Genomic DNA, 13538 nt, shown 5'->3' on the forward strand with positions numbered 1-13538 from the left:
TCTTTATTTATGAGTTTTTTTCTCCTTCTGATATCTTTCGCGATATGTAAGCAACTGTTTTTTTTCATCCCTAAATCAGAGTGAAAAAAATTCACTGTATACATAAAAAACATTGATTTCTTAGTTTATTTTTTAGGTTACCTATCTATGGTTAGCTTGTTGCGTTGCCCATCGTCCAAACCTTATTCGTCACTCATATGTTCACTGACGCTAGGCGCTGTAGTCGCCCTGTCTGGTGTCGCGTACGCTGAAGAGACAAAACCCGCCGAGGCAGTTCCTGTGGTTACTCCACCGAAAGTGATTTCTCAGCCCAGTACAAAAAATCAAATCAGATTCACTAAGACAGGCGCTTTTGATAGCGAAACTGTCGTGAAGATTGCAAAACGTTTGGCAGCGAAACCTTATGTGACCCTCAAAGATCCTTTGCCAGCTGGTCTTGCTAAACTGTCATACGATGAGTACAGAGATATTCGTTTTAACCCGACTGCGTCTATTTGGCGTGATCAGGGCGTGCCATTTCAAATGCAAATGTTCCACCGTGGTTTCTATTTTCAGGATCTGATCGAGATTGCGATTGTAGAAGGTCAGAATGCAACGCACTTAGCCTATGAGCCTAAATATTTCACCGCGGGTGAAGTGATTACTCAAGCGCTACCAAATGATGACATTGGCTACTCAGGATTCCGTATTCATAACCAATTGAATACGAACGGTGTATTTGACGAGCTTATGGTATTCCAAGGTGCGAGTTATTTCCGTGCTTTAGGTAAAGGTAACGCCTATGGCTTATCTTCCCGTGGTTTGGCGTTAAAAACTGCTGACGCTGAAGGGGAAGAATTCCCGATATTTCGCGCCTTCTGGGTTGAGCGTCCACACAATGACAGCAACTTGATTGTTGTGCATGCCTTGTTAGATAGCCCAAGCGTAGCAGGTGCCTATACTTTCTCTGTCCGTCCCGGTGATAACACCTTGATTGATGTAGAAGCGACACTGTTTCCTCGTGTTGAGCTGAGCAAAGTCGGTTTAGCTCCCAGCACTAGCATGTTCTTACATTCACTCAATGGTCGTCACGACACCGATGATTTTAGACCTGAAGTGCATGATTCTGATGGTTTATTGATGTTAAATGGTCGTGGTGAGCATTTATGGCGCCCATTGGCTAATCCACGTCAGTTACAAGTCAGTGCGTTTTCTGACAACTCGCCTCAGGGATTTGGTCTGATCCAACGTGAGCGTGACTATGCGTCATATCAAGATTTAGAAGCCCATTACGAACGTCGCCCAAGCCTATGGATTGAGCCTGTGGGTAATTGGGGGCAAGGTTCAGTGGTGTTGACTGAAATTCCGACAGAGTCTGAAATTCATGACAACATTGTTAGTTATTGGAAACCACGTCAGCCTATTCCTGCTGGCGGTGAATTTCATTTTGCCTATCGCATGAGTTGGGGTGAAGAACCTGCTGCGAAAGTCGGTGCCGTACATATTTCTCGCTCTGCCAGTGGTCGTGCCGATATTGCTAAGGCGACTCCAAGACGTTTATTTGTGGTCGACTATCAAGTTGAAGGGCCGATGACAGATGAAATGCCAGTCGCTAAAGTTGAAGCTTCTGGTGGTGTGGTCACGAACGTGGTGATTGCCCGTAATGCCGCTAAAAATGGCTATCGCTTAGCTTTTGAATTAGAGCCAGAAGATAAAGATCTTATCGAACTGCGCGCTGAACTTAAGTTCCCAACTCCTCGTCAGGTTGAAACCTGGCTCTATCGCTGGACGCTTTAAGGTTCATGACGGAGCAACATGATATGACTGTATCCGATAACTCGGTACTCGAGACGGAAGTCCTCGTGGGTGGTAGTGCTATGCCAAATGAACGGCCTGGCGCTATGGAACCCCAAAATTTAAGTAAGATGCCAGAGGGATTCCCTCGCCGTAGCACTGTGGCTGATGGGGTACGCTCGCGTACCTACCGTCGTGTGTTTGTGGTGGGTGGGGCTTTATTATTATCTTTGTTTGCTATCTATGAAATGGGGGCGGTATTTAGCATTGGCGGAATTACTCCTCTGGAATATATAGTGCTAGTGCTGTTTGCGGTTAACTTCTGCTGGATTGCTTTGGCGTTTTGTAGCGGTATTGCAGGTTTTTTAATTTTACTGCGAAAACCGCGGGCAAAAGATTTGCAAGTGTCTGAACTGCATACGCGAACCGCGATTTTGATGCCGACCTATAACGAATCTCCTGATAGGGTATTCTCGGCGGTTTCAGTAATGGCTGAAACCTTGTCGCAAACGGGTCACGGTCATGCTTTTGATTGGTTTATCTTAAGTGATACTACCGATCCCGATATTGCTTTACTCGAAGAGCAGGCGTTTCTGGTGTTACGTCAAGAAACCCATAAGCATTCGCGGGTGTATTACCGTCGCCGTCGTAAAAACGTCGCCCGTAAAGCGGGTAACGTAGCCGATTTTTGCCGTCGTTGGGGGTCGCGTTATGATCACTTGTTAGTGCTTGATGCCGACAGTTTGATGGAGTCTTCAACCATCACTGGCTTAGCTCAGCGCATGCAGGCCGATCCTGATGCGGGTTTGATCCAAACGATTCCGTCGTTGATCAATGGCACCACTTTAATGGCCCGTTTACAGCAATTTGCGGCGCGTATTTATGGTCCGGTAATTGGTACCGGGTTAGGCTGGTGGGTACAAAAAGAAGGTAACTTCTGGGGCCACAACGCCATTATCCGCACCGAAGCCTTTATGACCGCGGCCGGATTACCCAACCTTAAGGGTAAGCCACCTTTTGGTGGCCATATCATGAGCCATGACTTTGTTGAAGCTGCGCTGATCCGCCGTGCGGGCTGGAGTGTAGTCATTGCTTATGACTTACCGGGTTCATACGAAGAATGTCCACCGTCGATTATCGACTTAGCCGTGCGTGATCGCCGCTGGTGCCAAGGTAACTTGCAGCATTCGCGTATTTTGCCGACTAAAGGTTTGCACTGGGTAAGCCGTTTACATTTACTGACGGGTATCATGGCTTATTTGTCATCTCCTTTCTGGTTGATGTTGATTTTGACCGGTTTGATGTTGGCTTTGCAGGCACACTTTATTCGACCTGAATATTTCACCGATCAATTTTCACTGTTCCCGACTTGGCCCATCATGGACTCGGATAGGGCATTAAGATTGTTCTACATTACTATGGGGGTTTTGTTTGGCCCTAAAGTATTTGGGGTCTTGTTGCTGCTTAAAGACGGTGAGTTTGCTCGCAGTGTTGGTGGTCGAATTAAAGCGATATTTAGTGTGATCTTTGAGGTCATACTTTCAGCGCTGATTGCACCTATCATGATGTTTATCCATTGTGGTGCTGTGATGTCAATTCTGATGGGGCGGGACAGTGGTTGGTCGCCGCAACGTCGTGATGACGGCAGTATGCCTTGGATGACGTTAATCTATCGTCACCGCTGGCATATGCTGGCAGGTGTGATGTTAGGTTATGCGGCTATTTTGGATTCTTTGACTTTGTTAGCTTGGATGAGTCCGGCGTTGATCGGTCTGTGGATTGCTGTGCCTATTTCGGCATGGACAGGTTCAGTTAAAATTGGCGAAGTGTTCAAGCGTGCTGGTATTCTTGCAACACCAGAAGAACGTAACCCTGCGCAAATTTGTCTGCAAGCGCAAGAAGCGCGCGCCGCTTACCAAAGACACATTGCTGAGCCTTGGACGTTAGCACAGGTACTTAAAGACCCTGCGTTGATGGAATTGCATTTAGCCATGGTGGATAAACAGCCTTTGCGTGCTGCGGGTACACCAATTGAAGCGATGGAAGCCATAGTGCATGTGAAGGTGCATGAAGCTCGTTGTCAACAGAGCGCATTAGCTTTACTCAATCGTCAAGAAATGGCGATGGTGTTGGCAAATCCTTTGATGTTACGTAGCCTACAGAAATTACCAGAGCAATTTGTCGAAGAAGATCTCGTGTCTTTTTGCTAACGAGCACTTGCTCAGCATATTTATGCGAGTTTGTTTGATATCAATGCCACTGACGACCTCAGTGGCATTTTTCTTTTCATTATCTGGAGTTAACCCCTAGTAATTAATTGATCTCCATGGAATAGTCATATAACAGTGTTGTTAACTGATATAACCGCTGGCTCTCAGGTGACCTTAAAAATAGCTAAGGGAGTATTTATGATATTGAAAAAGATCATTCGCTATTTGCCCCCATCCATGCGTGTAACGCTAAACGTGAGAGAACTCGAATTGATAGAGCAGGAGTTCCACATCGCGAACTTGAAAGCATTGCAGATTAACCCGATGCCGACGAGGCGTTATCTAGCGCAACTATTACTCAGTCTTTTTTTCTGTATTCCAATAATTTTAGTGCCAAAGGTAGGTGCAGCTGATGGCGCTCAATCCCTGACATCAAATTCGAGTATTGCTGCGCAGCCAAATCTTGAGGGTAAAGCTGAAGATCTTACTGCTGTGCTGCCGCTTGCGGCCTTAGTGCCAGAGGTGTTGCTATTGGATCTCGCCGGCGTTAATCCAGTATTTGGCCAGCATTATCGTGACTTAACACTTTCTCCTAATACCTTATCTACTGCTGATTTAGTACGAATCCAAGCTGATGTTACCGGTTACTGGCATTATGTGATGACATCCGCTGAATGTAACAACGCTGGAGCCCCAGGGACGGTTTCATCCGTTATTCCAGTGGATCCCCAATATCAAAGGGTGCTTAAGCAAATCGCCCATTTAGTGCAATTGGACACAATTGAACCATGGGAAACTTTAGTGCTAGATGAAAAGTTAACCTTAGGAATGAGTCATCAGATCGTTGATACCATAGCAAAGCGTATGTGGATATTGGGAGACTTAGCCACTGAGCCTAGAGTGAATCAAGTTTATATCGAAGAACTTATGATTGGCATTAAGCGCTTTCAGCAAAAGCATGGGCTAAAACAGGACGGGGTGATAGGTAAGCAGACCTTATTTTGGGTGAACCAATCGCCAAGGGCGAGGGCGGTACTATTAGCTAAAAACACTATTCGACAAAGAGTGTTTGAACGTAAATTAGAGCCGAGTTATTTGCTGATTAATGTGCCCGCTTTTGAGATGACGTTGGTCGATAATGGTACGCCAGTGTTAAGTTCCAAGGTCATTGTGGGTAAATCTTCTCGGCAAACACCGATTTTGGACAGTCAGATTTCTAGCGTGGTGCTTAACCCTAGTTGGCGAGTGCCTAGCAGCATTTTACGGCGGGACATTCTGCCGCAAATTCAGCGAAATGGTCATTATCTTAATGAACGTCAATTTGATGTGTACGATTATAACGGTCAACGGGTGCAACGCATGCCAGAGGAATGGCAGGCCTTAGCCAGCGCTTCGTTTCCCTATCAGCTTGTACAACGCCCTGGGGCGAAGAATGCATTAGGTAAATATAAGTTTCACTTTGATAACAGTTTCAGTGTCTATTTACATGGAACTTCTGAGCCAAGTCTCTTTAAAAAGGACGATAGGGCACTATCATCTGGGTGTATTCGTATTGAAAAAGCCACTGAATTAGCCCAGTGGTTTAAAGAGCATTTAGTAAAAGACAAACGTTTATGGGACAAGTTAGCCCTTGGTATTACTGAACCTCAGTGGTTTTCACTTTCCGAAAAGTTGCCCGTGCATCTGGTTTACTGGACTGCATGGTTAGACGATAGTGGGCAGGAGCAATACCGTCGCGACATTTATGATTTGGAACCTGAGCTGACGAATGCTGTGCCTGCCACGGTTTTGGAACAACATTAACGTTTTTGTGCTGTAAAGTTGAGCAAGATAAGCATCTGAACTCGCTTGGCATTTTGAAATCCTAGTCAGAATGGGGTTGGCAAAACTTGATCTTAGGGCTTATTCAGTATAATTTGCCTTACTAGTGACCAAAAAGCATACAAAAGGTGATCATGTGACTTTAATATGTCCTGCCCGTAGGCAGTTATTGTTAGGCCTTAGTGGTGTGGCATTATGTTCCTTTATTCCCTCAAAAGCGGTTGCCAGCCGTTCAACCAAAGGGATCCGCGAGTTAAGTTTGTTTAATCGTCATACTGGCGAGCGCGATGACGGTAGTTACTGGGTAGATGGTCATTATCAGAGCAAGGTGTTAGACAATTTTAATCATTTGCTGCGGGATCATCGTCAGAATGTGGCAGCGCCTATGGATAAGCGCTTATTTGATTTACTCCACTCGCTCAAAACAACCTTGAATACCAACGATGAAATCCATGTGATTTCCGGTTACCGTTCACCAAAAACCAATGCCATGCTCGTGAGCCACAGTGGCGGAGTTGCTAAGAAGAGTTATCACATGCGCGGCATGGCGATGGACATAGCGATCCCTAGCATTAAACTAAAAACCCTCAGAGAAGCGGCTTTATCCCTGAAACTCGGTGGCGTGGGTTATTATCCTAATTCTGGCTTTGTGCACGTCGATTGTGGTCCGGTAAGGCACTGGTAGCAATGATCTGTTGTTGGATCTGCTGATAAAAATCTTGTTCCAAGGCTTGCGATTCGATCAAGTAATGTCTGAGCAGCGGGATAAATTGTTGATTGAGTTTGTTCATTTCTCTATGTTGTTGCCAATCACAGATCAATAGGCTGAGACGTTGTGAAAATTGATATTGTCTTTGCCTCTGCGACTCAATATCGACGGACTCAATAATTTGCATAAGTAAGATCAAGCTGCGGTTTTTTTGTTGGGTACAGGCAAGCAATTCTAAGAATTTTAATTCGAGGGTATTTTGCTGATAAGGAACGGTTTCGATAAGAGAAACGAGTTCACGGGCCAGTTGGCATGAAAGTCTATTTTCTTGTTGTAACTGGTATAGCGCATGACGCATTTTTTGACACAGCAGTTATCGAAATTTGCCCGAGCTTAACAGGCTTCTCAATTTCCCAGTGTGATCTAGATCTCGTGTTTTTTGTTTGAGATCAAAGCCTTTTCTCTGCCGTAACAGCCAAGATACAAGTTCCTCAATTTGATAAATAGCGGTCTGTTTTGCTAACGCTGACGCCGATAAATAGAGGGCTTGCGGTATTCTTGTGCGCCTTGGGTATCTATGTTAGTATTCGCGCGCTTTATATGAGCCGTCATTGGTCGAAAATGCCGGCAACTTTTTACTCTAAATTTAAGTGAGAAACACATGTCTTACACTATCCAAGCACAAACCCGCACTGAAATAGGGAAAGGTTCGAGCCGCCGCCTACGCCATGCTGGTAAAGTACCTGCTGTTATTTATGGCCAAGGCAAAGAGCCAGTTTCTATTGTTTTTGATCACAAAGATATCATTAACATTCAAGCTAATGCTGACTTCTACACTTCTACTCTGACTATCGTTGTTGATGGTAAAGAAGTGGGTGTTCGTGCACAAGCTATGCAACGCCACGTGTTCAAGCCAATCATTGAACATGTTGACTTCGTTTACGCTTAATTGTCGTAACTGAAGCAAAAAGCGCCTAAGGGCGCTTTTTTTGTGGCTGATTTTTAGTTGTTTGTATTTATGGGTAGACACTTAGGCTTTACCCAAACAACCTCAACATACTGTAACCCGTATTTTGAGATTGTTTGGCTAGAGTGATTGGATGCTCATTTTTCAGTGTCAATATCTTAGTATTCATATGGTTACTTGATATTGAAGTTGTAATAGATATCAAGTGATTGGCCTAAAGTGCCTGACACGGTTTCTAGATAGAGTTGTGAGAGCAAGTAATACCTGACGGTCATTTCGTAACCAGGGTTAAATACACCTACTCCGTATTTCACCATTAAGTTATCGCCGATAAAGCCACTGATCGCCACACGCCCTTCATCATTAGTGTCGAGTTGCACGTTAGAGAAACCAAACTCTTCAATGAGTCCTGTCGCAGTATTCCCTAAGTTGTTAATTGCGCCGCCGCCTACCTGTGATCCTAAACCGAGTGCCGCCCCCATCATCAGCGAGTTATTTTGCTCATTGTTGGCGCTGTTAAAGCCACTGCCTTTGATAATGTAAGACAAGATTTCGGCCTGCTCTTTGGCTGGATTGGAGAATAAGGTCACCACTGGGCGTGATGGCGTGCCTGTGACGCGTACACCTGCCACTAAGTCTTCAGTCTTAATTTCCCGTATTGCTTCAATATTCAGGTTTGGTAATGACGTTGGCCCCACAAATTGCACTTCACCAGTGCGGATTTTTAGGGTTTGGCCCATAAACTTGTAGCTACCTTGATTGACTTTGATATTACCGAAGAGCAAAGGAGGACGGAAAGCTTGCTGCTGTAGCTTTAAGGTCCCTTGGAGTTTACCTTTGAGGCCCATACCATCAATTCTGAGTTCGTTCCCCACACTGATATTCAGATCTGCAACGATGGCGTAGGGGCTAGTTTTAGGCTGAGTGGCGGCAATGGAGTCGTCAAATACCACGTCTTCGGAGGCTGCGACACCGCCTTCCGCTAATGGCACAATTTTAATGTTGCCAGAAGGCACTGCTATTTTTCCTTTTACTGCCAGTTGCTTACTGTTGAAGGTTAAGTTGATCTCGGGGGAGACATCGAGAATAGCCAGTGGCGGTTGGATCACGGCGAGCTTATCGCCTTCGAGGGCTAACTCGCCACTAAATTGACCTTGGGGCCATTGCAGTTGACCATTCACTCTACCTAAACCATTGCCCATCATCCAGCGTCCCTTAAGCTGCGCTTGTTGACCCGCAAATGACATCGACATGTCAATTTTGTCGATTAATGTTGGGTTTGCAGTTAGGGCTAAGGCGCCCTCAGTTAAGGCCATGCTCCCCGATACTTCGGGCGCATCTAGACTACCCGCAAAGTTAAGTTGACTCGTCAGTAAACCTTGCACTGTATTTAATTGAGGGAAAAACTCCCCAAGTGGCTGCAAGTTGATTTGCTTGATATTGGCATAACCTGACAGGGTGCGATCGGGTGTGACATTGACGTTAATCTCACTCTGCCAACTGGCCACGCCTTCTGATTCAAAATCTAAAACCGTCGCCAGCCGTTTTGCATCTAAGGTCGCTTTTAATGATAGGTTTTGGTAATTAATGGTGACTTCACGATTTTTATCCCGTTTTAGCATAATGCTGCCGGGGGCAAAATCAAAGTTCACATCGGCAGTAGGCTTACGGCCAGCAGCCCATGCAACATTGGCTAATAGCGATGCAGGGCCATTCCAACGCATATTCGTTGGTAATATTGGGACAAGTAATTGCCCTGGATTACCTGAGTAGCTCACCTGTGCACTGCCTTTTTTACCTATTGGTGTATTACTGTTTAGGCAGATACGGCTATTGGGATTCATGAGGCAAAAGGGCGTAATGCTGCCTTGATTCTTGATTTGGTCCCAAGCCAGATTAATGGTGTTATCGAGCTGCCATAGGCCTACGGGCGTGTTGAGATTTAAACGATCAACATCGAGCTGTAGTCGTGACTTCTTCACATCGTATTGGCTGCTCATCGTTGCATCGAGCCCAAGATCGCCCGTGGCGTTGAGAGTGAGTTTTTGAGCGTTAATGGTACCTTTCGCCCCGAGTGTCACTGTATCTAAATTTTGTTCTGCAATCTGTAAGGTTTTTGATTTTAGCGAGATAGCAAATTCATGTTGATCTAGCGGCTTGTAATAGGCCTTTAAATTAGATTCCTGCAGTTTAATGTTTTGATAGTAAAGTTCTGCCAGCTGCGCTGTAAGCTCGACCTGGGGGTGTTTCTCGTCACCAGTGACATTGATCTGCGCCTGTAGTTGGCCGCTGGCCTTAGGTAACCACAGGCCAAAGTCGGGCACTTGTAATTCACCTTGGAGATCCCAGTTGGCATTGGCTTCGCCTTTGAGTGCCAGAGTTGAACCTAGTACTTTGGCGTTCAGCCCCTTAGCACTGACATACAGGGAATCATTCACACTGATATCCCCTGTAATATCGAAGGGATAACCTTGCAAAGTGCCAGTGAGCTCAGTATCGCTCAGGGATACTTGCCAACGGGGGTCTGCAAACGAGCCTTTAGTGCGTAATTTTCCTGAAATCAAACTGTCCGGTAAACCCGTTGTACTTTGCGCTGTATCCGTTTGTGGCAGCTGTATTTCTTGTAATTTGACGTCATTGATCCAGAAATTAGCGTTCCAGCTAATGGTTTTTTGATAATCGAGTTCGCCCGTGAGTTTGACCTTACCAATCGCGCCCATTACATCAAGATTATTGATGGTTAACTTAGCATCTTGATGTTGGATGTCAGTGTCTATGTCGAGCACTTTGTGAAAGGGTGTGATCAGTTGGCCAGTAAGACTCGCCTCTTGCCGATTAAGGTCGCCTTGGCTATCGAGTGTGGCATCGCTTACCGAGTATTCGGGGTTCTTCAGTGGCCACTGAAGCCGTGTTTGTTCAAGTTTCACCTTGTAGGGCAGGTTAGGGTCTTGCAGTGTTATTTGGCCATCTAGCGTAAAGTCGGCATCGCCCTTGGCGACGGCATTTACCTGAAGTTGTCCTAAACTTTGGCTCAGCTTTAACGTTAATACTTGATGAGTGAGATCTGGCAATTCGACTAGTTGGTTAAGGGTGAGATTTGCCTCTAAATCGAGTGGATAATCTTTATCAAGTGTTAGGCTGCCTGTGATATCGGCGCTGCCATCGGTGTGGCTGATGGCGAGATGGTCTAAGGCCAATTGGTATTCACGGAAACTGCCTTGTAGTTCTGCATGGCTAAAAACATCTTTACGATCGCCGATTTGCAGTGTGGTGTTGTCTAGCGTTAGGGCATTGACCGTCACAGGGAAAGGCATAAATACCTGTGGCAATTGTGCTAAAGCCCATTCAGCCTCTTTTGGTAGCGACGGACTGGCCGATGGTGTCGGTGTTGTTACCGCGGCTGTACTGGGATCTGCTGCATTCGTTACCGCTGCCGTGCTAGTTTGCGTTGCTACATCGGTTGATGCAGGGATCAGTACGAATAATCCTTCGCTGGATAGCTGTTTAACCGACAAACCTTCGGTAAACCATTGTGCTTCTGCGTTAAGACGATTAGCGGTAAATTGCATATCATCCACTTGGATATTAACGCCATTGAGTTCAGCAGAATCTAAAACAATATCAAAGGGTAATAGGAGCTCGCTGGGTTCTTCATCAAGTGGCGCGACTGGCGCTTCGTTTGAGTCTGCAGAAAGCGCTAGGGTATCAATAGTGACATCGACTTTAGCCGCAGATAAGCTATTCATGCATAAGCGTTTCTGCAGTAAACAGGCGGGCTGCCACAGTAAATGCAGATCCTCAAGTTGCACGTTCATTCCGGCCATAGACCAAGCCGCGTGAGATAGGGCTAAGTCTTTGTTAATGGAACCAGAGGTATAAGTCAGTTCAAGATCGGGTACAAATTGATCGGCTAAACCCACGGTAATGCGCGAGCCAAATTCAGTGCCGAGTAATAGGGCGATTAACACTAAAAGCCCTAATGGCACATAGATAATAATCCGAGTCCAGAGTTTGAACTGCCGCCACAGTCTTTGAATGAATGACACCGATGGGGTGACAGAGGTCACTATGGTTTCAGTGGCCTCGGCTTCATTGACTTCAGTGATGGGATTATCAACGATATCTTGTTCGCTTGGCTTATTATGCTCTGGGGGCTGGCTCATAGATCTGTCCCCATGGTTAGGTGAATTCGCCATGATCTTTCAATGGTCTCAGTTTCTTTCAATCCGACCCCTAAATCTAATTTGATTGGACCAATCGGGGAGATCCAATGGATACCGCCACCGACAGAGACGACAGGTTCAAATTGATTATTATCGAAGGCGTTACCCGCATCGATAAATGTGCCGACCCGCCAAGTGGGGGTCACATAATATTGATATTCCAAACTACCAACCATTAAATAGCGGCCACCGATAACCTCGCGATTGGTTTTTCCATCGTCAGCAACATAGTCTAAATAGGGGCCGAGTTCTTGATAACCATAGCCGCGCACACTCTGATCGCCACCGGCAAAATAGCGTAGTGATGGTGGGATAGAGGCAAGATCATTCTCGTTAGCTAAGTTGGCAGCTAAATCAATACGAGCAACGATTCTGTGGTTATCGAAGAAGGTATCAATCCATTTAAATTTAGCTTGCAAGCGGGCTAGGCGGGTTTCTGATCCTAAATAGGGATCGGCATAGTCTAGGCTGTAAATTTGTCTAAACCCGGATTTAGGATCCAGTGAGTTATCACCCCTGCTAGTCCGAGAAAAGTTAATTCCTGCCAGATAAAACGACGGCATATAATCGACGTCAGACTGAGTATATTCTTCGCGTATGGCCTCCAACGAATAACTCATTAGCCATTGATTTTCTAGTCTTTGCTGACGTAATAGTCCCAGAAGGTACTTAGTCGACTCGAGCTGGCCTGTGTTACTAAAATCACGATTCTCGGCATCATATACTTGAGTCACACCGTATTTGTCCCGCAGCAAACCGAGGCGGATCTTTAATTGATCGTCTAAGGGATGTGTGAGCGGAATCGTATAAGTGGTTAATAACTTTGGTCTATCGGGCGACCATTCGAGACTGGTTTCTTGGGAATGCCCGTATTTATTGATTTGTGGTGTACGCCAAGTCACGCGCACCCTCGGATCAAAGGCTTGATCTGTTTTGCCAATATCACCACCAAAACCGAGTTCAATTGCGTGACTTGCCTTAGGCGTTAATTCGACTCGCATTGGAATATGGTTATCTTCGACGTTATCGATTTGCGGGATCACTTTGATATTGGCGAAATAACCAGTATCTAATAACTGACGATTCAAGGCGCTTACACGGCGAGTTGAGTATGAAGCACCTTCTTTAAAGGGGATAAGATCCTCTAATATATCGGGTTCTAAGCTATGGCCATCGAAACTGACTTGGCCAAATCGGTAACGTTTGCCTGAATCAAAATGCAAACTTACCTGTGCGGTATTAATATCGCGGTTAACTTTAATTTGTGATTCAGTAAATTCGCCATCGAAGTAACCTCGTGCCAAGGCTAAGGTGACCAGTTGCGATTTTACGTCGCTGTAAACACCGTGATTTAACACATCGCCGGGTTTAATGTTGACCTTTGCGAGCCATTGATCGAAGGCTCGGTCATCAAGCATTTCACCACTAAAATTAATATCGACCCACTGAACAATGGTTGGCTCGCCGGGGCTGATTTCAAGTTTTAATTCCCACGGTCCCTTGTCATGCTCAATCAGCTTTTCTTCTACTTCACTGTGATAGTAACCCATGGATTCTAAGGCGGTGCTGATATTGTCATCGACATTAAACAAAAAGGCACGGCGCTGTACCTCTGATTCAGGTAAAGCGCCTAAGTGAGCAACTATGTTGCTTCGCAGCGCTTCATTCACGCCTGTAACAGATAATTTGATAAAATCATCTGCTGCCGCGACTGATGTGACTGAAATCAGACTCAGAAACAAGCAAAGACGAATGTAATGTGAGGTGATTTGCAAAAATGGCTGCACTTTATAGTCCCTGTGATTTGGCATCATTGTCGCCAGAATAAAACCAAC

8 protein-coding genes are annotated in these 13538 nt (G+C 45.6%); 5 read left to right on the forward strand and 3 right to left on the reverse strand.

Going from position 1 to position 13538, the window contains the following annotated elements:
* The first annotated feature begins 147 nt into the window (after positions 1-147).
* The 4 genes from L5M40_RS18585 (at position 148) to L5M40_RS18600 (ending at position 6489) form a co-directional block, all read left to right on the forward strand.
* A complete protein-coding gene (locus tag L5M40_RS18585; protein WP_049821716.1) occupies positions 148-1776 on the forward strand; it encodes a glucan biosynthesis protein G in 1629 nt (542 codons plus the stop codon).
* Positions 1777-1799: 23 nt separating this feature from the next.
* Entirely contained in the window at positions 1800-3983 is a 2184-nt protein-coding gene (mdoH, locus tag L5M40_RS18590; protein ID WP_263257038.1) for a glucans biosynthesis glucosyltransferase MdoH, read from the forward strand.
* A 324-nt stretch (positions 3984-4307) separates the two neighbouring features.
* Positions 4308-5786, forward strand: a complete 1479-nt coding sequence (locus L5M40_RS18595) for a L,D-transpeptidase family protein (protein WP_411569008.1) — start codon at positions 4308-4310, stop codon at positions 5784-5786.
* A gap of 154 nt (positions 5787-5940) precedes the next feature.
* Positions 5941-6489, forward strand: coding sequence for a DUF882 domain-containing protein (locus L5M40_RS18600; protein ID WP_263176351.1), 549 nt, complete (start codon positions 5941-5943; stop codon positions 6487-6489).
* On the opposite strand, the gene L5M40_RS18605 is transcribed toward L5M40_RS18600, so the two are convergent.
* Complete coding sequence (locus L5M40_RS18605) at positions 6440-6871, reverse strand: hypothetical protein (RefSeq protein WP_106650352.1); 432 nt, start codon at positions 6869-6871, stop codon at positions 6440-6442. The genes L5M40_RS18600 and L5M40_RS18605 overlap by 50 nt on opposite strands.
* Before the next feature lie 303 nt (positions 6872-7174).
* On the opposite strand from L5M40_RS18605, the gene rplY reads away from it, so the two are divergent.
* The gene (gene rplY / locus L5M40_RS18610; RefSeq protein ID WP_028760163.1) at positions 7175-7462 is read left to right on the forward strand and encodes a 50S ribosomal protein L25; all 288 of its coding nucleotides are present in this window, start codon (positions 7175-7177) and stop codon (positions 7460-7462) included.
* Positions 7463-7653: 191 nt separating this feature from the next.
* Here rplY and L5M40_RS18615 read toward each other — a convergent pair whose 3' ends face one another.
* Together L5M40_RS18615 and L5M40_RS18620 are read right to left on the reverse strand one after the other, a co-directional pair.
* Positions 7654-11643 (reverse strand): translocation/assembly module TamB domain-containing protein, encoded by a 3990-nt coding sequence (locus L5M40_RS18615; protein WP_263176352.1) that lies wholly within the window; start codon positions 11641-11643, stop codon positions 7654-7656.
* On the reverse strand, positions 11640-13490 hold the full coding sequence (locus L5M40_RS18620) for an autotransporter assembly complex protein TamA (RefSeq protein ID WP_219252679.1): 1851 nt from the start codon (positions 13488-13490) through the stop codon (positions 11640-11642). Before L5M40_RS18620 ends, L5M40_RS18615 begins: the two co-directional genes overlap by 4 nt.
* Positions 13491-13538: the final 48 nt, after the last annotated feature.

Origin of the sequence: Shewanella sp. SM68, assembly GCF_025653925.1 — a bacterium.
Classification (GTDB): Bacteria; Pseudomonadota; Gammaproteobacteria; order Enterobacterales; family Shewanellaceae; genus Shewanella; species Shewanella oncorhynchi.

Coding starts and splice junctions, on each gene's coding strand:
- L5M40_RS18585 (WP_049821716.1), top strand. CDS start 148: ATGGTTAGCTTGTTGCGTTGCCCATCGTCCAAACCTTATTCGTCACTC.
- mdoH (WP_263257038.1), top strand. CDS start 1,800: ATGACTGTATCCGATAACTCGGTACTCGAGACGGAAGTCCTCGTGGGT.
- L5M40_RS18595 (WP_411569008.1), top strand. CDS start 4,308: ATGCCGACGAGGCGTTATCTAGCGCAACTATTACTCAGTCTTTTTTTC.
- L5M40_RS18605 (WP_106650352.1), bottom strand. CDS start 6,871: ATGCGTCATGCGCTATACCAGTTACAACAAGAAAATAGACTTTCATGC.
- rplY (WP_028760163.1), top strand. CDS start 7,175: ATGTCTTACACTATCCAAGCACAAACCCGCACTGAAATAGGGAAAGGT.
- L5M40_RS18615 (WP_263176352.1), bottom strand. CDS start 11,643: ATGAGCCAGCCCCCAGAGCATAATAAGCCAAGCGAACAAGATATCGTT.